Below are 20826 nucleotides of genomic sequence, written 5' to 3'. Positions count from 1 at the left end.
ATACTGTTCAAAGAAGCAGAACCACTTATTTCAAAAGATAGATCAATTTGTGAACAGTTTAAAACGGGATATGCAAGCGGTTAGAAATTTTATACATCGAAAGATTAGCAGATGGTTCTGTGAATAAATTGAAAGTTATTAAGAGGATAATGTATGGAAGAAATAGATTTGAGATGTTGAGACAAGAAATTCTTTTTCTTGAGAATAATTGATAGGGTTCAACAATCAGTGGAAAGAACAACGTTTTGATTAGTAAGTGTACCTTGTTTCTTTAATTATCAACGGTTTCTTTAGTTGTTCTTGAATTTTCTCTTTATTCATCCTTGAATGTCGACCTCCCCTTTCGTTTTTCCTTCCATTGCGCACACAGCAGCGCCAAAACTTGTAGTTTCTTCCAATTTACTTAGGTAAAAATTTTTATTAAAGACTTTTTTTATGATGCTTATAAAATATTTATTTTTCTGTAGACCATTCCCCACCCCTAAGATATCTTCATAATCAATATTCATTTCTCTATAATATTTGTAGAGTTCTTCCACTATTCCATATGCAGCTGCTGTAACTAGATTCTGAATTGTAAAGTTGTTTAAACTTATGTTATCAATGGCTCCTCTCAATTGAGGATTATAACGTGTACCGTTTAATGTAGTGCGAAATTTTAAAGGTGAAACAGGTAACATTGAATTCTTGATGAATTCGTAAACATAATCGTCTTCAACGTTTTTTTTACAAGCCAAGCTTATAAAGCTTTTTATAAAATCTTTAATAGTGTCAATAGTCTTACCAGCGGATAAACTAGCTCCAACTAATAAATAATAATTATTTAAAAAAGGTCGATAATCTATGTATTTTGAAATCCTTTTTATTTCCTTAACTACAGCAGATATTTGCCCACTTGTTCCTATGCTTATAACCATCGAATTTATTTTATTGTAAGAAGTTTCAAGTTTCTTTTCAAAAATTGCGCCTAAAACTGACGCTTGATTGTCACCCATCCCTAAAAAAATCGGGGTACCAGTTAATTGAGGGATGTACTTTCCAACATTCCCAACAAAAGTTCCAGGTTCAGCAATTTTGGGAAGGTGAATTTCGCTGTATCCCAATGCATTGATTAGTTTCCAATTCCAATCTTTGTTTTCTAATGCGTAAAATCCACTGCTATGCGCTATAGTAGGATCTATAGGTATTGAATCGTATGTAGTATCTCCAGTGAGCTTTTTTACAATGAAATCTGGAGCAAAATGGAGAGAAAACCCCGAAGTACGTAGAAATTTTTGTAAAGGGAGTAAAGTTGTGACAGCATACCCTGGGCTTAGAAAGTATTGAAATTTTGAAAATAGCGATTTATAATTTTTATTAATATAATCTACATATGTAATTCCATTTTCATTTTTCTCTAAAGCTCTTTGATCTTGCCAAGTAATTATATTTGTTATTGGGGTGTTATCTTTCACAAGAAAAAAACTATGCATATTTCCGGTGACCGAAATAGCTTTGGTTCCTTTTAAATCAAAAACTTTAGTTAGATATTTTATAAAAGAATCAAAATCACTTTCTAATTTTTTTATGTCAAATTCACTTTTTAAACCATCGAAAATTAAACTTGTATTTTGTTTATTTGCGAAGGCAATTTCTTTACTTTTACTGTCGTATAAGCATGCACTGTAAGAAGTTGTCCCAAAATCTATCCCCAACACTTTCATTTTTTACACCTTCTAAGTAATTCCCATTACAAAAATTATTTTTTTCATTTTAATCACACTTTAAAGGGTTTTATTTCGTATGGTGTTATATTGAATACGATTTTATGATTTTTAAAAGGTAATTTTAGTTTCCTCTCCTTGAATTAAATTACATTCAACGGCTGGCGATCAATTTTTCAATGGAAGCCAGTCAAGAACTTTTTCAATATAAGTATCCCAAAATTTCCAGATTCTGGTTGATCCAGATAAAAAGAATTATTCCCAGAAGGCATCACAACAGCCAGGTTCCTTCCCTCAGCTAATCTTTGAATGCTTGTTTCTGACACCCAGCTAGTATAATTACCAAATCCACCATAAAGAAGATATAGTGTTTTAAAAGGATTATTGCCACTATCTGCGATTTAAGATGTAATTGAAAAATTTAATTTATCAACTGGTAGAACCACTATATTAAATTGTACCATTTTTGCCACCTTTCATTTCCTCCTGTACAATTTTTTTAGAAAGCGAAAAGTAAAATTTTTATTTGTTTTGAGTAAATTTTTAGTTAAATTAAATTGGACGGTTTTAATCCTATATTTCTAAAACCCATAAAAGAAAGAATTAGAAGGCCCTTCAATGAAATTTTTTTCAAATCTTGCAAAAAAGGAGATTTTAGAGTATAATCGCTAATAATTTACGCTAATCTTAAATAGTTACCAATAATTAGGATAAATGAAATTTTTTTCATTTTTTGACAATTATGAAAATATTTTCGTAATATTTTTGAGTTCAAGGAGTTAGATGTCTTGAAAAAGGATCAGACTTTAAAATGTGGTTATTTAGGACCAAAAGGGACTTTTAGTGAAATTGCCGCGATGAAATATTTTAGTGAAAATGTTTCTTTGATTCCATTACAATCTATTTCAGATGTTTTTGAAATGGTTCAAAGTAAAGAAGTAGATTTTGGAGTTGTACCTATTGAAAATTCCGTGGAAGGCTCAGTTAATATTACAATGGATCTTTTATTCGAGAAATCTGATATTCAGGTAGTGGGAGAGTGTGTTGTTCCAATTAAGCATTATCTTCTATCTTATGAAAGTTTAGAGTTGGCAGAGATTAAAAAGCTTTTTTCTCATCAACAAGCTATTGGACAATGTGGTAAGTTTATAAAAAATAGATTGAATAATCCTGAAGTTATATTTACCGCAAGTACCGCAAATGCCTGCGAAATGATAAAAAATGTGCCAAAAAGTGCCGCTATAGGTTCAGAAAATATTGTTAATATCTATAATTTAAAAGTTTTAGCTAAAGATATTCAAGACTCAAAAAGTAACTCAACCCGTTTTTTTGTGATTGCAAATTCCGATAGCTTTACAAAGTTTGAAGATCCAGAACAAAATTACAAAACCTCGATAATATGCTCTCCAAAACACAATAAACCTGGGGTCCTTTACAACATGTTAAAAACTTTCAAAGAAAAGAATATCAATCTAACAAGGATCGAGTCGAGGCCAACCAAAAAGCAATTAGGTGAATATTCTTTTTATATAGATTTTGAAGGTTATATAGAAGATAAAGATGTAATAACAGCATTAGATAAATTAGAAAAAATGAGTTCTTTCTTTAAAATTCTTGGATGTTATCCAAAGTGGAAAGAACGGGAATGAATTCTACCGGGGATTTTTTCAACATTTTTAAACTTTATGGAAAGGGAGGATTATATGAGCGATAATAAACAAAGAAGCGACGAAATTAAAAAAGGAGTATCAAAAGCTCCACATCGTTCTTTGCTTTATGCCTTAGGGTTGACAAAAGAAGAGATCGATAAACCTATAATAGGTATAGCTAACTCTGCGAACGATATAATACCAGGACATAAACATTTGAATGAAATATGTGAGAGTGTAAAAAATGGCGTATACGCAGCTGGAGGTTTACCTTTAGCTTTTTCAACGATAGGAATCTGTGATGGTATCGCTATGGGACACAGCGGTATGAACTATTCATTACCGAGTAGAGAGTTGATCGCAGATTCTATAGAATCTGTAGCTAGAGCCTACAAATTCGATGGATTGGTCCTTATTCCCAACTGCGATAAGATCGTTCCAGGGATGCTAATGGCCGCTTTGAGGTTAAATATTCCTGCGATAGTTGTAAGTGGAGGTCCAATGCTTGCGGGGAATTACAGAGGAAGAAAAATCGATTTACATGATATGTTTGAAGCTGTTGGTGCGAGAGTTGCCAATAAGATTTCTGATGAAGAGTTAAGTGAAATGGAAATGACTGCCTGTCCTGGGTATGGGTCTTGTGCTGGGATGTTTACTGCCAATTCAATGAATTGCCTAACAGAGGTTTTAGGACTTGCACTGCCGGGAAATGGGACGATTCCGGCAGTTTTTTCTAGTAGGAGGGCTTTGGCAACAAAAAGTGGAGAAAAAATAATGGAGTTAGTAGCTAAAGACATTAAACCGTTGGATATATTCACCGAAAAAACTGTAGAAAACGCCTTTACTCTAGACATGGCTTTAGGTTGTTCTACCAACACCGCTTTACATTTGCCCGCAATCGTTCACGAAGCCGGAATCGATTTCGACATAGATATTATTAATAAAATTAGTTCCAAAACCCCACACCTATGTAGTTTAACTCCCGCAGGAATTCATCACATTGAAGATTTATATTACGCCGGTGGTATTCCTGCTGTACTAAAAGAATTGTCAAAAAAGAATTTGCTCCATCTAGACTGTTTGACCGTAACAGGAAAAACCTTAGGTGAAAATCTCAAAACCGTTGGTTATGTCAACCATGAATTGATAAGGCCTATAGATAATCCGTACCATAAAGATGGAGGACTAGCGGTGTTAAAAGGCAATATAGCTCCCAACGGGGCAATTGTTAAACAGATAGCTGTATCGGATGAGATGTTGGTACATGAAGGACCTGCAAAGGTTTTCAACAAAGAAGAAGAAACCATCAAAGCTATTTATGGGGGGAAAATTAAAGAAGGAGATGTAGTAGTTATCCTATACGAAGGTCCAAAGGGAGGGCCAGGTATGAGAGAGATGTTAGCACCTACTTCTGCATTAGCTGGTATGGGATTGGATAAGAAGGTTGCCCTGATCACCGATGGTAGATTCTCAGGAGCAACACGCGGCTCTGCCATAGGTCATGTATCTCCCGAAGCTGCGGCAGGAGGTCCAATAGGGGTTGTAAGGGATGGGGATATGGTATCGATAAACATACCAGAAAAGACTCTAAATTTAAAAATATCAGAAGAAGAATTACAAGCAAGATTGAATACTTTTAAACCGATACTTCCAAAAACAAATGGGTATTTAGATAGGTACAGTAGATTTGTACAATCAGCGGATAAAGGGGCGTTTTTAGAATAAAAAAATTAGAGAGGTGATTTTATGCCGATTCATTCCGGGGCAAGAATATTCGTTGAATCTCTTTTGAGGGAAAAGGTTGAGGTCGTATTTGGATATCCAGGAGGGAAGGTTATCCCACTTTATGATGAACTCTACGACGCTCCTATAAAACATATATTAGTACGTCATGAACAAGGCGCTGCGCATGCTGCAGACGGTTATGCAAGGAGTACGGGGAAAGTTGGAGTGTGTATAGCTACTTCTGGGCCTGGAGCTACTAACCTAGTTACCGGACTAGCTACTGCGTACATGGATTCCGTACCAGTTGTAGCTTTTACAGGTCAAGCTCCGACGAGTCTAATAGGTACAGACTCATTCCAAGAAATAGACATAAGAGGAATAACCTTGCCTGTAACCAAGCACAATTACATGGTAACAAATGTAAAGGATTTAGCTAAAACTATAAAAGAAGCTTTTTACATAGCCAGAACTGGTAGACCAGGTCCAGTATTGGTAGATTTACCAGTGGATGTTCTTAAATCTCACGCTGATTTCATGTATCCTCAAAGCGTTAATCTCCCAGGATATCAGCCAACATACGAAGGTAACTACATGCAAATAAAATTGGCTGCCGAGGCGATTAATACATCCCAGAGGCCAGTTATCTTTGCCGGTGGAGGAGTTATAAATTCTAATGCTTCAGAAGAACTGACAAATATGGCAATAAAGGGAAGGATACCAGTAGTTACATCTCTTATGGGTCTTGGGGCTTTTCCAGAAGATCATGAGCTTTCTCTAAAGATGCTAGGAATGCACGGTACAATGTATGCCAACTACGCTATATCTGAAGCAGATTTGATAATAGGAATTGGAGTACGCTTTGATGACAGGGTAACGGGGAAGTTGGAAACGTTTGCTCCATATGCAAAGATCATTCATATAGATATCGATCCAGCTGAAGTAAATAAAAATGTCAAAGTTGATATTCCCATTGTTGGTAACGCAAAAAACGTTTTAGATAAATTAATTCCGTTGATAAAGGCGATCGAAAGAAAAGAATGGCTAGAAAAAATAAAAGAATGGAAAAGACGATTTCCGCTTAACTACGAATACGATGATAACAATATTAAGCCACAATACTTGATTGAAAAATTGGATGAGTTAACCGATGAAAATACTTTAATAGTAACAGAAGTTGGCCAAAATCAAATGTGGGCAGCCCAATACTTTCATTTTTCGAAACCTAGGTCATTCATAACCTCAGGAGGCCTTGGAACTATGGGATATGGTTTACCAGCCAGTATGGGTGTTCAGGTAGGAAATCCCAATAAAACGGTTATCAACATATCTGGTGACGGAAGTTTTCAAATGAATCTCCAGGAGTTAGCTACAATAAGTTCCAACAGGCTCCCAGTAAAAATAATCATTTTAAACAATGGAACCTTAGGGATGGTAAGACAGTGGCAAGAGTTATTTTTTGATGAAAGATATTCCGGCACTATACTTGAAAATCCTGATTTCGTTAAATTGGCTCAGGCTTATGGAATAAAATCGTTAAGAATCGATCAAACAAACGATGTAGAGATGGCTTTGAAAGAGGTTCTAAATTATGATGGCCCAGTTTTACTGGACGTCATTATTCCTCAAGATGAGAACGTATTCCCAATGGTTCCAGAAGGGGCATCGATCAATGAGATGTTGGAACTAAAAAAGAAAAAGAGAGAAAAGGAAAAACAGGGGGAGGTTGCATGAGACACATCTTATCAGTAACGGTGAATAATCAACCTGCAGTTTTGGCAAGGATATCTGGTCTATTCAGTAGGAGAAATTTTAACATACTGAGTTTAAATGTAGGTGAAACTGAATTACCGGAGTATTCGCGAATGACGATAGTTGTCGAAGCAAATACAGATACATTAGAACAAGTAAAAAAACAACTTTACAAACTTATAGATGTTATAAAGATCACTGAGTTGAATCAAAGCAATATGATAGAGAGGGATATGGCGATAATTAAGGTAAATTGTGGAAAAAATCAAAGAAGCCAAGTTATTCAGGTGGTCGACGTTTTTAGGGGTAAGGTTGTCGATTTTTCCCTTGACACAATAACAGTTGAAATTACGGGGGATGAAAATAAAATAAATGCCTTTATCGAAATAATGAAGGATTTTGGCATTAAAGAAGTTGTGAGAACAGGGATTGTAGCTATAGATAGAGAAATGAACAATAACGTTTTGACAAATTCATAAAAATTAAGGAGTGATAGTGTATGGTGGAAACATTCTATGAAAAGGATGCAGACTTAGGTTTATTGAAGGGAAAAACTATTGCGGTTTTGGGTTATGGAAGTCAGGGTCATGCTCAGGCACAAAATCTTAAAGATAGCGGATTAAAAGTAATTATAGGTTTGAAGAAAGATAGTAAAAGCAAAGAAACTGCCCAAAAAGATGGTTTTGAAGTATACGAAACATCTGAAGCAGTTAAAAAAGGAGATATTATTCAAGTATTGATCCCTGATGAAGTTCAGAGTGAGGTATACAAAAAAGACATAGAACCCAACTTAGACGAGGGTAATGCACTTGGGTTTTCTCATGGTTTTAATATCCATTTTGGACAAATTGTGCCTCCAAAAAACATTGATGTATTCATGGTTGCTCCTAAAAGTCCTGGTCATTTAGTCAGAAGAATGTATTTAGAAGGCAAAGGGGTTCCAGGATTATTAGCTGTTCACCAAGATTTTTCAGGAAAAGCAAAAGAGTTGGGTTTATCTTACGCCAAAGGAATAGGTTGTACACGAGCAGGTGTCATCAAAACAACTTTCAAAGAGGAAACAGAAACGGATCTATTTGGAGAACAAGCGGTCTTATGTGGTGGAACTACATCTCTTATCAAGGCAGGTTTTGAAACACTCGTTGAAGCGGGATATCAACCAGAAATAGCCTATTTTGAATGTTTGAATGAACTTAAATTAATCGTTGATCTCTTGTATGAAGGTGGATTAAAAAAGATGAGATACTCTATAAGTGACACTGCACAATATGGAGACCTTGCCATTGGGCCCAAAATTATCGATAATAGGGTTAAAGAAACTATGAAAGAGGTACTTGCAAACATACAGAATGGGAATTTTGCAAAGGACTGGATATTAGAAAACAAAGCCAATAGGCCTGTTTTCAACGCTTTAACTGAAAAAGATAATAATTCTTTGTTGGAACAAGTAGGAGCGAAGTTGAGAGCGATGATGCCTTGGATAGAAAGCTAAAAAATATAGGCAAGTGGGAGAGTGATCAAATTTGAGAAAAATAAAAATTTTTGATACTACGTTGAGGGATGGCGAACAATCTCCAGGAGTAAGTTTGACAATGGAGGAGAAGTTGGCAATAGCCGAACAGCTTTCCTTGTTAAAAGTTGATGTAATAGAGGCTGGTTTTCCTATTTCTTCAAGTAGTGATTTTGAAAGTGTGAAAAACATCGCCCAAAAAATCAGAGATGTTGAGATCGCCGCTTTAGCAAGGGCGAACTACAAAGATATCGATTGTGCTTGGGAAGCACTTCAGGAAGCAGAACAACCAAGAATTCATGTGTTCATTGCCACTTCTCCTATTCACATGAAATATAAGCTGCAAATGAATGAAGAGCAAGTTATGGAAAGAGCAGTTGAGGCCGTGAAGTATGCAGCAAAGTATACTAATAACGTTGAATTTTCAGCAGAAGATGCTTCAAGAAGCGAGTTAGAGTTTTTGTACAAACTCTTTGAAAAAGTCATCGAAGCTGGTGCGTCGGTAATTAACGTGCCTGATACTGTGGGATATGCAATTCCTCAAGAATTTGGTGAATTTATTAAGAAGATAAAAGAAAACACAAGGAATATAGAAAAGATTGAATTAAGCGTACATTGCCACAACGATTTAGGGATGGCAACTGCTAACACACTTATTGCTCTGAAAGAGGGTGCCGATCAGGCGGAGGTTGCAGTCAACGGAATAGGAGAAAGGGCAGGAAACGCCGCCTTAGAAGAAGTTTTAATGGCATTAGTTACCAGGAAAGATTATTTTGAAGATTTAGTCGTAACGCAGGATACAACTAAGATTTTGAAATTAAGCAACATGGTTTCACAATTTACTGGAATGGTTATTCAACCTAATAAAGCAATAGTAGGTAAAAATGCCTTTGCACATGAATCTGGTATTCATCAAGATGGTGTTATCAAAGAAAGAACTACTTACGAAATAATGAAAGCAGAAAGTATAGGGTTGAATTCAAATAAACTAATATTAGGGAAACATTCGGGAAGACATGCCTTAAAGGAGTTCTTAATATCATCTGGTTACACCGTGGATGAACAAACCTTTGAAAAGTTATTCATTAAATTCAAAGATCTAGCCAGTAAAAAAAAGAATTTAAATCCGCTTGATGTTGAAGCATTGATAAACGACGAACTATATAAAACGGAGGATTATTTCAAACTCAAATATTTATCCGTTACTACTGGAAACACTACACTACCGACAGCGACTATAAAAATAGCAAGAGGAGAAGATTTGATAGAAAAAGCGGCTTGCAGTGGAGACGGACCAATAGATGCCATATTTAAAGCCATAAACGAAATCGCTGAAGAAGAAAATATCACTTTGATTTCGTATAAGATAGAAGGCGTTACAGAGGGGACCGACGCCTTAGGAGAAACAACCGTTAAACTCAAAATTGGAGAAGATGTATACGTTGGGCATTCTGTTGAAACAGATATTACCCAAGCAAGTACTTTGGCCTATCTAAATGCGTTGAATAAATACATGACTAAAAAACTCCAAACAGCAAAAAAATAAAATAATAAAGCGAGGAAGTAAAGAAATGACTATTGTAGAGAAGATTCTTGCGTCTCATTCAAATAAAAGTGAAGTTAAACCTGGAGAGATTGTTAATGCAAGAGTAGATTTAGTGCTTGGGAACGATGTAACAACTCCTGTTGCCATCAAAGAATTTAGAAAAATAGGTTTATCTAAAGTATTTGATAATGAAAGGGTTGCAATAGTTCCAGATCATTTTACCCCAAATAAAGATATAAAATCTGCGCAAAATGCTTTATTTATAAGAAATTTTGCAAAAGAGATGAATATTCTTAATTATTTTGAGATAGGTAAGATGGGAATAGAACACTGTCTAATACCTGAAAAAGGACTAGCCTTACCAGGTGAAATCGTTGTAGGAGCAGATTCACATACGTGTACCTATGGGGCACTTAACTGTTTAGGTACAGGTGTTGGAAGCACCGACATGGCTGCCGCAATGGCTACCGGTTACTTATGGTTTCGTGTCCCAGAAAGTATAAAGATTGTATACAAGGGGAAGTTAAACCCATGGGTCAGTGGGAAGGATCTGATACTTTACACGATAGGAGATATAGGAGTAGACGGAGCCCTGTATAAATCTATTGAGTTTACTGGAGAAACGATCAAAGATCTTTCTATGGATTCGAGAATGACTATGGCAAACATGGCGATAGAAGCAGGGGCAAAATGTGGATTATTTGAATACGATGAAAAAACCAAAGAGTACTTAAAAGAAAGGGCAGTAAGAGAATATACACCGGTAAGTAGCGATCCCGATGCTTCTTATGAAGAAGTTATCGAATATGATGTATCAAGTATTGAACCACAGGTGGCTTTCCCACATTTGCCAGAAAACACCAAACCTGTTAATGAAGCAAAGGGGATAAAAATAGATCAATCTGTAATTGGTTCTTGCACTAACGGAAGAATAGAAGATTTAAGAATTGCTGCTCACGTGCTTAAGGGACATAAAATCAACCCTGATGTAAGATGTATTATTTTTCCTGGCACCCAAGATATATACATGCAGGCACTAAAAGAAGGCTTAATTGAAATATTCATCGAAGCGGGAGCCGCCGTAAGTACACCAACGTGCGGACCTTGCCTTGGTGGCCATATGGGAGTTTTGGCAAAAGGTGAAAGAGCAATCTCTACAACTAACAGGAATTTTGTTGGAAGGATGGGGCATCCAGAAAGTGAAGTTTATTTATCCAATCCTGCGGTGGCGGCAGCTTCTGCTGTTAGTGGATACATTACCCATCCTGAGGAGGTTATAAGGTGAAATTCAGAGGGAGAGTTTTCAAATACGGTGACAACGTTGATACCGATGTTATTATACCAGCTAGATATCTAAACAACCCTGAACCAGAAATATTGGCACAACATTGTATGGAAGATATAGATAAAGATTTCGTAAAAAAAGTTAAAAAAGGAGACATTATAGTAGCCGGAAGGAACTTTGGTTCTGGAAGCTCTCGTGAGCATGCTCCATTATCGATTAAGGCGGCAGGTGTTTCTTGTGTCATAGCAGAAAGCTTTGCAAGGATTTTTTATCGAAACGCTATCAATATTGGATTACCTATACTTATTTCTAAAGAAGCTTCCCATAATATAGAAGATGGTTCGGAAATAGAGATAGATTTAGACAATGGAATCATCAAAGATCTAAAAAACAATGAAGAATACTATTCAGAGAAATATCCTAAATTTCTTCAAGAAATAATATCTTCCGGGGGATTGATAGAGAAGATCAAAAAGGAGGTCGCTCAATAGATGCCGTCGATCGCTGTTCTACCAGGAGATGGAATTGGAAAGGAAGTAATCAATGAAGGTCTTAAAATCTTAAATTTTATGGGAGAAAAGTATAATTTGAATCTTAAATTTGAAGAGTTCGAGGTTGGAGCCGAACGCTATCTAAAATCTGGAGAATTAATTCCAGATTCTCTATTGAAACAATTAGAAACCTTCGATGCCATATATTTGGGTGCAGTGGGAGATCCAAGAGTACCATCAGGTATATTAGAACATGGGATACTATTAAAATTACGATTTCATTTTGATCAATACGTCAATTTAAGGCCAATAAAACTACTAAACGACAGGTTTTCTCCTTTGAAGAAGAAGGGCGTTAATGAGATCAATTTTACAGTAATAAGAGAAAATACAGAAGGACTTTATGCAGGTATTGGTGGAATTTTAAAAAAAGATACTCAAGACGAAGTAGCGATACAAGAGATGATTTCAACTAGAAAAGGTGTAGAGCGCATCATCCGTTACGCATTCGAGTATGCAAAAAATCTCAAGGGGAAACTAACACTCTGTGATAAAAGTAACGTACTAACTTATTCTCACGGCTTATGGTTAAGGGTGTTTGAAGAGTTAAAGAAAGAATATCCAGAAGTTCAGACTGATCATTATTACGTGGATGCTATAACGATGAAAATGGTACGAAATCCCGAAATTTTTGATGTGATAGTAACCTGCAATATGTTTGGAGACATCATCACAGATTTGGGTGCAGAACTTCAGGGAGGCATGGGGTTAGCTGCCTCAGGAAATATTAATCCTAACAGTGTTTCTATGTTTGAACCCGTTCATGGTTCAGCTCCCGATATTGCTGGTAAAGGTATTGCCAATCCTATAGCTGCTATTTTAGCTGCAGCTATGATGTTAGAATATTTCGGAAGAAAAGATTTAGCTGAAAAGATTGAAGATTCAATTAAGATCTCTATCCAAGAAAACTTACTTTCTCAAGACATGGGAGGAAATTTAAGCACCAGTGAAGTAGGAGACGAAATTGTTAAAATCTTAAAAAGAGGGTGAACCGAATTGAAAGAACCTAAATTGTTTGATACCACTTTAAGAGATGGAACCCAAGGTGAGAATGTTTCTTTAACTGTGGAAGATAAATTAAAGATAGCCAAAAAATTAGATGAATACGGAATAGACTACATTGAAGGTGGTTGGCCGGGATCCAATCCTAAAGATGAAGAGTTCTTTAAAAAGGTTCAAAATATGTCATTCAAAAACAGTGAAATAGTTGCATTTAGCTCTACAAAAAGATACGGAATAAAAGCAGAAGATGATCCAAATATTTTAAAATTAGTTTCTTCTGGGGCAAAAATCGTTACTATATTTGCAAAAAGCTGGGATTTCCATGTATCTCAAGCCTTGGGCATTTCTCTTGATGACAACCTGAAACTCATAGAAGATACGATAACCTTCTTAAAAAGAAAAGGTATAGAAGTCTTTTTTGATGCTGAACACTTTTTTGATGGTTTTAACCATAATCAACAATATGCCCTTAAAACCTTGGAAGTTGCGCAAAACTCCGGTGCTTCAATTGTTGTTTTGTGTGACACAAATGGGGGGCAAACCCCTTCAAAAATAAGAGAGGCAATAGAAGTGGTAAAAGAAAGAATAAAAATACCTTTGGGTATTCATGCCCACAACGATTCCGGTCTAGCTGTAGCAAATTCTCTTACAGCCTTACAAGAAGGAGTTGAACAAATACAAGGAACGGTTGGAGGCTTAGGGGAAAGATGTGGTAATGCAGACCTTTGCATTATAATACCTAACTTGAAGTTTAAATACGGATTTAGATTACCGAAAATAAATGTAGAAAAAACAACTTCACTTTATAATTACGTATTTGAAGTTGCTAATTTAACTCCTGACAACAGGATCCCTTACGTGGGAAGAAGCGCATTCACACATAAAGGAGGTGTCCATGTTAGCGCCATTCTTAAAAATCCTCTCACTTACGAACACATATCTCCGGAATGGGTTGGAAACACTAGAAGGATATTAGTTTCTGAGTTATCAGGAAAAAGCAATTTGAAATCAAAGTTGGAAGAATTGGGCTTTGATATTACACAATTTTCTGAAGAACAGTTCAAAAAGTTAACATTGAAGATCAAGGAATATGAGCATGATGGATATCAATTTGAAGGTGCAGATGCTTCTTTGAAACTCTTAGTATTAAGAGAATTTTTTGACTACGCCCCAAATTTTCAAGTGGAGAATTTCAACATTCTTCATTACAATTTTGGTAAAGGCACGGGAACCGAAGCCATTGTCAAATTAAAAATAAATGATGAAACTGTCCATGCTGTTGCTGAAGGCGACGGACCTGTGAATGCGTTAGATATGGCATTGCGAAAGGCTTTAGAAGACTTTTTTCCTTCCCTAAAAAACATGAAATTGATAGATTACAAAGTAAGGGTGCTGGACAGTGCTTCTGGAACCGCTGCAAAGGTGCGGGTCTTAATAGAAACTTCAGACACCGATAAAACTTGGACTACTGTGGGTGTTTCAACTAACATAATTCAAGCCAGTTGGAAAGCATTGTTAGACAGTGTGGAATATGGCTTGTTTGTAGATAATTTGTTCCCTGTTAAAGAAAACTAACAAAACTTTCAGACACTTCAGAAATATAAGATTTTGATTTTAAAAGGATTGAAGGGCGGAGCCCTGTTTGCTGCAGTGTGCAAACCATGTTTTTTTGGACCTTTGTGCAAAATGGTTCTATATAATGCCTTAGAAACAATTTCCATATTCTCATTTGCTGGGCAAATGATGTTACGCGAATTTGGGGATCTTAAGGGGTTTACCCCTTAATGTTTGGCGAAGGAGCGCTAAATTAAGTTTTAAGATTTCTAAAGGCTATAAAAATTTCTCAGGAGGAGATAAAAAATGGAAAATATATACGCTAATCGTATGAAAAACGTTCCACGTTCTTTTATAAGAGAGATACTTAAAGTAGTTGATGACCCCGAAATAATTTCATTTGCAGGCGGTTTACCAAATCCTGATTTATTTCCAGTAGACGAGATAAAAAATGCCGCTGTTTACCAGTTTGATAATCACGGTAAAGAGATACTTCAATACAGTTCCACAGAAGGATATCCACCTTTAAGAGAATTTATCGCCAATAGGTACATGGAAAAGAAGGATTTAAATATTACACAAGATGATGTCTTAATAACTCATGGTTCTCAACAAGCCCTTGACTTACTCGGTAAATTATTTTTGAATGAAGATGATTTCATTGCAATTGAAGAACCTGGATACTTAGGAGCCATACAAGCATTATCAGTATACACAAAAAATTTTAAAACTGTAAAACTATGCCAAGAAGGGCTTGATTTAGAAGAATTAGAAGATGTTTTAGAAGAATTTTCACCAAAATTACTTTACACTGTCCCCAATTTTCAAAATCCTTCGGGTATTACTTATACAAATAAAAATAGAGAAAAGATAGCTGACTTGTTGAAAAGGCACAACATTTACCTTATAGAAGATGACCCATATGGAGAGTTAAGATTTGAAGGGGAAGATAGTGTTTCATTCAAAAAATTGATACCTGAACAAACGATACTTTTAGGATCATTCTCAAAAATTGTTGCCCCAGGATTTAGGCTGGGTTGGGTAGTTGCTCCCAAAGATGTATTGGAAAATCTTGTAACCGCTAAGCAAGGGGCTGATCTCCATTCTAATTATGTAGGGCAAAGAATAATATACCAGTTCGTGAAAGAGAACGACCTAGACAAACATATAATGAACATAAAAATGAGGTATGGTTCACAAAAAAATGCAATGATAGACAGTATTAAAAAATATTTCCCCAAAGATGTAGAATATACGAATCCACAAGGAGGAATGTTTCTTTGGGTAACTTTACCTAACAACATCTCGGCTCTTGAGTTGATTGACAAAGCTATTGAAAAAAAGGTTGCCTTCGTCCCCGGAGACCCTTTTTACATTGATAAGAAAAATGTAAATACCTTGAGATTAAATTATTCCTGTGCAAATGAAGAAAGTATTGAAGAGGGGATAAAAAGGTTAGCTTCTACAATACAAGAATTAGTCATTTAAATGTTCGTCAAACTTTTTAGGCAAAAAAACATCTCTTAATCCTATAAGGAAAATAATTATGCCAAATACAATGCCCAAATTTAAGTTTCTCAAAGCGGCAATGATGTAACCCAAGGAAAAACCATTCAACATCCAAGATAGAATAATTAATATTTTTTTGTTAAACGCTGTATAAAGAACAGCTAGAAAGGCAGAAAGGTTTATCAACAAATAAAAATAAGACGGATCAAAATTATTTAAATAACCAAAAAAAGAAAATAAAACCCCTACTAACAAAATAAAGTTACCTAATTTACTATACGTACTTTTTTTCCAGGAAATGTACAGTACAATACCTAAAATTATTAGTGAAAAAATCCAATACAACATATCAACCAGAAATAAACCAATCGTAGCGTTTATAAATACAGAAATTAAGGTAAAAGCCATTTTTCCACCTCTTTATTAAATAAACCTATTCTATTTTACTTGACTTAAGTAACCAAAAAATTACCCCTTTCTAAATAGTTAAGAAAGGGGTAATTTTTGTTATTTTGTCATCATGGATAAATGCCTCTTAACTTTGTAGCGTTTGCCACACGTTCGATAGCTCTCACATATGCAGCTGTTCGCATATCGACTTCATACTTATCCATTGTTTGAGCAACGTCACAAAAGGCATTCTTCATCTTTTTATGAAGGGCTTTTCTAATATCTTCAAGTTCCCAAAAATTCCACTGAAGCCCTTGTACCCATTCGAAGTACGAAACGGTCACGCCACCAGCATTTGCCAAGAAATCCGGTACTATGAAGACATTCTTGGACAACAAGATATCGTCCGCTTCTGGAGTTAATGGACCGTTGGCTCCTTCAACAATGAGTTTTGCTCTTATATCATCTGCATTATCTTCGTTAATGGCATTTTCCATAGCACAAGGGGCAAAAACATCAACATCTAATTTCAATAACTCTTCGTTGGTTATCTCTTTATAACCTTCTTCGTTAACATCCAATAACAAGGCTTTTCTATTTCTAGTTCTATCCATTAGTCTCCGAATCTCTTCTGCTGTGAAACCGGATTCTTTATAAAAACCACCACTATAATCAGATATTGCAACCAATCTATATTTAGTTTCTTCTGTGAGAGTCAAAGCCAAGTAAGAACCAACGTTACCGAACCCTTGAATGGCAACAGTTATCGCTTCATCTTTTTTATTTAGCTTACCCTTGTCTGTCAAATACTTTACAGCTTCCTCAATACATATATTTACTCCTCTTCCAGTGGCTTCTGTTCTTCCTTCAGAACCTCCAATCTCTAAAGGCTTCCCTGTAACTATGCCTAAAGTAGTATGACCAATATTCATCGAATATGTATCCATATACCAAGACATTATTTGACCATTAGTGTTTACATCTGGGGCGGGGATATCTTTTTCTTCACCTATTATAATTTGAATTTCAGAGAAGAATCTTCGGGATAATTTCTCTAATTCTGAATCTGAAAGTTTAAATGGATCCACTGTAACTCCGCCTTTAGCCCCACCATAGGGGATGTCTACCACTGCGGACTTCCACGTCATCCAGAAGGCTAATGCCTTAACTTCATCTAATGTAACATCTGGATGGTACCTAATTCCACCTTTTGCTGGACCCCTGGAAACATTGTGTTGTACTCTGTAACCTGTAAAAACTTTGATTGATCCATCATCCATACGTACTGGAAAATTAACGGTAAGTTCTCTTTTTGGCTTGATTAATACTTCTCTTAAATTTCTATCCAATTCCATGATTCTAGCAGCTCTATCAAATTGTTTAACTGCGTTATCGTACAAACTTACCTTCTTTGTTTCTTCCATATTTGAAATCCCTCCTTTTTCTTATTGTTTCCTTCTAGGAAGTATAGAACTTCACTTCTGTCTTACATACATATTTTATCCCTTTTTTCTCAAAGTTTCAAATCCAAAGAGATCTGTTCTTAGACGATTAGAAACGATTATACTAATTTAGGAACGATTATCGAAGTTTTTGTCAACTATGAAAAAAATTTCAGGAAAAATTTTTCATAGAATCCCCTCGACAATTATGGTATAATAATATGAACAATTTATTATAGGAGAGAGTCAAATTGACAGAAGAAAAATTCGTTGAAGATCTTAAAAAAAATGATCCTGATGCGTTTAAAAAATTATACGAAGAGTATGCACCAAAAATTTACGGAGTTTTAAAAAATTACGTTAACCATGATGAAATAGAAGATGCACTTCAAGAAGTGTTTATAAGAATTATTAAAGGGATAAATGGATTTAAAGGCCGTTCCAAGTTGTCTACTTGGATTTATAGAATAGCTGTCAACGTTGGTAAAAATTATTCTCGAAAATATCAAAGAAGTAAAGAAACTTCTGTGGATTTTGAAGATGAAACAGACCAAAATCATAATATCCAAGCAATTTCCGATACCAACGTAAAAAATGAAGTCTTAGAAGAACTCGATTACCAAATGATTTTGAATATAATGGAAAAACTTGACGATGAAGAAAGGCTATTGATTAAATTAAGAGATATCGATGGACTGAGTTACAATGAAATTTCCGATATAATGGAAATCCCTTTGGGAACGGTGAAAAGTAAGCTACATTATGCTAGGAAAAAATTGAGACAATTGATAGAGGAGGCTAAGTTCATATGAACGAAAAAGAAGAAGAATTGTTGAACGAATTTTTTGAGGGAAAAATCAAAGAAGATGAGTTGAATGAAAACTGCAAGAAAATAATCGATATATATAAGAACATTATAAAAACATACTTTTCCTGCGAAAATTCTGTTATCAACAATGTTAAAAGTAAACTTAATTTTAGATAACTAATAATGAAAGGGCTGAAGAAATGATCAGAGTGAAAGTTCCAGCTACTACAGCGAACATAGGACCAGGATTTGACAGTTTAGGGATAGCCTTACAATTATACAATATTATAGAAGTGGAAGAAATCAACTTTGGCCTTGAAATAAATGTTCCAGTTGAGGATCGAATGCATATAGAAACTAATGAACATAATTTGGTTTATCGAGCGATGAAGCGACTATTTGAAGTAGTAGATTTCCATCCGAAAGGTCTTCGAATAAATCTTATAAATAATATACCCCTTGCAAGAGGCTTAGGAAGTAGCGCAGCTTGTATAGCGGGTGGCCTGGTAGCTGCCAATAAGCTGCTTAATGATCCCTTGAAGAAAGAAGAGATAATGTATTTAGCAGCTACAATGGACGGACATACGGATAATATTTTACCAGCATTGGTTGGAGGATTGACAGTAGGCTGTTTGTTAGAAAACGAAGTTAAATATGTAAAAATGAATTTACCACCTCAGTTAAAATTATTAGCTATCATCCCAGATTTTCATTTTTCTACAAAAAAAGCCCGTTTACTTTTGCCACAAAATGTGCCTGTTGAAGAGGCAGTGTTTAATATAAGTAGGGTTGGTCTTCTCGTTGCTTCACTTGTAACCGCGCATTTTGAAAACTTATCAGAAGCCACAAAGGATAAAATCCATCAGCCATATCGTAAAGATTTTATCCCTAACTGGGAAGAAATAACGTCTAAATTGATAAAAATAGGTGTAAAGGGTTGTTTTTTGAGTGGCTCTGGTCCTACGATCATGGGAATTTTAGATGAAGATTATAAAAATATTGAAAACGAAATGGTCAAATTTCTTTCTCACTTAGAGCAAAGGTATAAAGTAACAGTTTTGGACGTATGTAATCAAGGATTGGAGGTATTAAACGATGAGGGAAGTAATGGATGTTATCGATAAAGATGAGAATTACGTGTATTTGAGAACCACAAGGACGCAAGAATGTGAAAGCTGTGCAATGAAAGGTGGTTGTACCCTATTAGGTGGCCCAAACGAGCTGAAGTTAAAAGCCAAAAATACTGAAGAGGTCGATGTAAAAAAAGGAGACAAAGTAATTGTTGAAATGCCTGAAGTTCCAGTAGTGAAACTTTCTTTTTTAGCTTATGGGATTCCTTTAATAGTTTTCTTGTCTATAATTTCCATTCTCTATACTTTGGGATTTTCAGATATCTTCTCTTTCTTGGCAGGTGTCTTAGGATTGGGAATTACTTATTTTTTAATTCATCAGTACGATAAAAAAAAATTAAAAGACAGATACTTACCAGTCATACTACAAAAGTTAGAGAAAAAAATAGATCTAAAATTACATGAAAAAGGAGAAATTTAAGATATTTAAAAGCTTGGGTTTTTACCCAAGCTTTTAAATTTTAAACTCTCCAGGAAAGTGGCATGCCACATAATGACCTGGCTTAATTTCCTTAAGTGGTGGTTCTTCTTTGCTACAAATATCCTTAGCAATTGGACAACGAGGATGAAACCTACAACCTGAGGGTGGATTTAGCGGGCTAGGTACATCACCTTGTAAAACCACTCTTTTCTTTTTAACTTCCGGATCTGGAATGGGAATAGCAGACATCAAAGAAACCGTATAAGGATGCAATGGCTCGTCAAAAAGCTCTTTTTTCGTTGTTAATTCAGCGATCTTTCCTAGATACATAACCGCTATTCTATCACTTATATGTTTTACAACGGCCAAATCATGAGCTATAAAAACATAGGTTAAACTGTAATCGTTTTTCAAGTCAACCATTAAATTTATGATTTGAGATTGAATGGAAACATCTAAAGCGGAAACTGCTTCATCAGAAATGATTAATTTTGGGTCCAATGCCAAAGCTCGTGCTATCCCTATTCTTTGTCTTTGCCCACCAGAAAATTGGTGAGGATATCTATAGACGTAATCTTTAGATAATCCCACGGTTTCCATTAAGTTGGCAACTCTATCCCTTATTTCAGAAGCTGTACCCATTTTATTAACTTTCATACCTTCCCCTATGATATCCAGAACTCTCATTCTTGGATTTAAAGAAGAATATGGGTCTTGAAAGATGACTTGGGCATTTTTTCTGAAGGATCGTCTTTTTTCAGCCAAATTACTCAATAAATCTTTTCTTATTTCATTTACTCCATTTTGAAAATATAACTGTGCGTATTTTTTGTCTATTTCATTATCTAATTT

Annotated in this window: 19 protein-coding genes and 1 pseudogene; 15 read left to right on the top strand and 5 right to left on the bottom strand. The window is 35.3% G+C overall.

Annotated elements, in window-relative coordinates; genetic code table 11:
- Positions 1 to 317: 317 nt before the first annotated feature.
- Positions 318 to 1703: a sedoheptulokinase gene (locus AA81_RS09810; protein WP_012209389.1), complete on the bottom strand. Its 1386-nt coding sequence runs from the start codon at positions 1701 to 1703 to the stop codon at positions 318 to 320.
- A 218-nt stretch (positions 1704 to 1921) separates the two neighbouring features.
- Positions 1922 to 2167 (bottom strand): annotated as a pseudogene (locus AA81_RS15005) (acetylesterase); the annotation flags it as partial.
- Between the two features lie 324 nt (positions 2168 to 2491).
- Here AA81_RS15005 and pheA point away from each other — a divergent pair.
- From pheA to AA81_RS09750, 11 genes are all read left to right on the top strand, one after another.
- Entirely contained in the window at positions 2492 to 3352 is an 861-nt protein-coding gene (gene pheA, locus AA81_RS09800) for a prephenate dehydratase (protein WP_169926355.1), read from the top strand.
- 54 nt (positions 3353 to 3406) lie between these two features.
- On the top strand, positions 3407 to 5077 hold the full coding sequence (ilvD, locus tag AA81_RS09795) for a dihydroxy-acid dehydratase (protein ID WP_103079286.1): 1671 nt from the start codon (positions 3407 to 3409) through the stop codon (positions 5075 to 5077).
- A gap of 21 nt (positions 5078 to 5098) precedes the next feature.
- Entirely contained in the window at positions 5099 to 6808 is a 1710-nt protein-coding gene (ilvB, locus tag AA81_RS09790; RefSeq protein ID WP_103079285.1) for a biosynthetic-type acetolactate synthase large subunit, read from the top strand.
- Entirely contained in the window at positions 6805 to 7305 is a 501-nt protein-coding gene (gene ilvN, locus AA81_RS09785) for an acetolactate synthase small subunit (RefSeq protein ID WP_103079284.1), read from the top strand. The genes ilvB and ilvN overlap by 4 nt, the downstream gene beginning before the upstream one ends.
- A 20-nt stretch (positions 7306 to 7325) precedes the next feature.
- A complete protein-coding gene (gene ilvC, locus AA81_RS09780) occupies positions 7326 to 8318 on the top strand; it encodes a ketol-acid reductoisomerase (RefSeq protein ID WP_103079283.1) in 993 nt (330 codons plus the stop codon).
- A 31-nt stretch (positions 8319 to 8349) separates the two neighbouring features.
- On the top strand, positions 8350 to 9882 hold the full coding sequence (locus tag AA81_RS09775) for a 2-isopropylmalate synthase (RefSeq protein ID WP_103898917.1): 1533 nt from the start codon (positions 8350 to 8352) through the stop codon (positions 9880 to 9882).
- Positions 9883 to 9907: 25 nt separating this feature from the next.
- The gene (gene leuC, locus AA81_RS09770) at positions 9908 to 11167 is read left to right on the top strand and encodes a 3-isopropylmalate dehydratase large subunit (protein ID WP_103898916.1); all 1260 of its coding nucleotides are present in this window, start codon (positions 9908 to 9910) and stop codon (positions 11165 to 11167) included.
- Positions 11164 to 11658: a 3-isopropylmalate dehydratase small subunit gene (gene leuD / locus AA81_RS09765; protein ID WP_103898915.1), complete on the top strand. Its 495-nt coding sequence runs from the start codon at positions 11164 to 11166 to the stop codon at positions 11656 to 11658. Before leuC ends, leuD begins: the two co-directional genes overlap by 4 nt.
- A complete protein-coding gene (locus AA81_RS09760; RefSeq protein ID WP_103079279.1) occupies positions 11659 to 12708 on the top strand; it encodes a 3-isopropylmalate dehydrogenase in 1050 nt (349 codons plus the stop codon).
- A gap of 6 nt (positions 12709 to 12714) precedes the next feature.
- On the top strand, positions 12715 to 14295 hold the full coding sequence (gene cimA / locus AA81_RS09755; RefSeq protein WP_103898914.1) for a citramalate synthase: 1581 nt from the start codon (positions 12715 to 12717) through the stop codon (positions 14293 to 14295).
- A 285-nt stretch (positions 14296 to 14580) separates the two neighbouring features.
- Positions 14581 to 15762, top strand: coding sequence for an aminotransferase-like domain-containing protein (locus tag AA81_RS09750; protein WP_103898913.1), 1182 nt, complete (start codon positions 14581 to 14583; stop codon positions 15760 to 15762).
- On the opposite strand, the gene AA81_RS09745 is transcribed toward AA81_RS09750, so the two are convergent.
- Both AA81_RS09745 and AA81_RS09740 read right to left on the bottom strand, forming a co-directional pair.
- Complete coding sequence (locus AA81_RS09745) at positions 15751 to 16191, bottom strand: hypothetical protein (RefSeq protein ID WP_103898912.1); 441 nt, start codon at positions 16189 to 16191, stop codon at positions 15751 to 15753. The two genes, AA81_RS09750 and AA81_RS09745, sit on opposite strands and share 12 nt — an antisense overlap.
- A 110-nt stretch (positions 16192 to 16301) precedes the next feature.
- On the bottom strand, positions 16302 to 17597 hold the full coding sequence (locus AA81_RS09740; RefSeq protein ID WP_103898911.1) for a Glu/Leu/Phe/Val family dehydrogenase: 1296 nt from the start codon (positions 17595 to 17597) through the stop codon (positions 16302 to 16304).
- 269 nt (positions 17598 to 17866) lie between these two features.
- On the opposite strand from AA81_RS09740, the gene AA81_RS09735 reads away from it, so the two are divergent.
- From AA81_RS09735 to AA81_RS09725, 4 genes are read left to right on the top strand one after another with little or no spacing between them, the layout of a single operon-like run.
- Positions 17867 to 18427, top strand: coding sequence for an RNA polymerase sigma factor (locus AA81_RS09735; protein WP_103077173.1), 561 nt, complete (start codon positions 17867 to 17869; stop codon positions 18425 to 18427).
- On the top strand, positions 18424 to 18600 hold the full coding sequence (locus tag AA81_RS14270) for a hypothetical protein (protein ID WP_169925163.1): 177 nt from the start codon (positions 18424 to 18426) through the stop codon (positions 18598 to 18600). The genes AA81_RS09735 and AA81_RS14270 overlap by 4 nt, the downstream gene beginning before the upstream one ends.
- Before the next feature lie 23 nt (positions 18601 to 18623).
- Positions 18624 to 19547 carry a homoserine kinase gene (gene thrB / locus AA81_RS09730; protein ID WP_103898910.1) on the top strand — a complete coding sequence of 308 codons (924 nt, stop codon included), beginning with the start codon at positions 18624 to 18626 and terminating at the stop codon, positions 19545 to 19547.
- A complete protein-coding gene (locus tag AA81_RS09725; RefSeq protein ID WP_103898909.1) occupies positions 19519 to 19974 on the top strand; it encodes a SoxR reducing system RseC family protein in 456 nt (151 codons plus the stop codon). Before thrB ends, AA81_RS09725 begins: the two co-directional genes overlap by 29 nt.
- 33 nt (positions 19975 to 20007) lie before the next feature.
- Here the strand turns inward: AA81_RS09725 and AA81_RS09720 are convergent.
- Positions 20008 to 20826 (bottom strand): ABC transporter ATP-binding protein (locus AA81_RS09720; protein ID WP_103898908.1); only part of this gene is annotated, 819 nt, incomplete at its 5' end.

The organism is Petrotoga halophila DSM 16923, from assembly GCF_002924615.1.
Note: the sequence above shows the minus strand (reverse complement) of the source record. Positions and strands in the feature narration are given on the sequence as shown.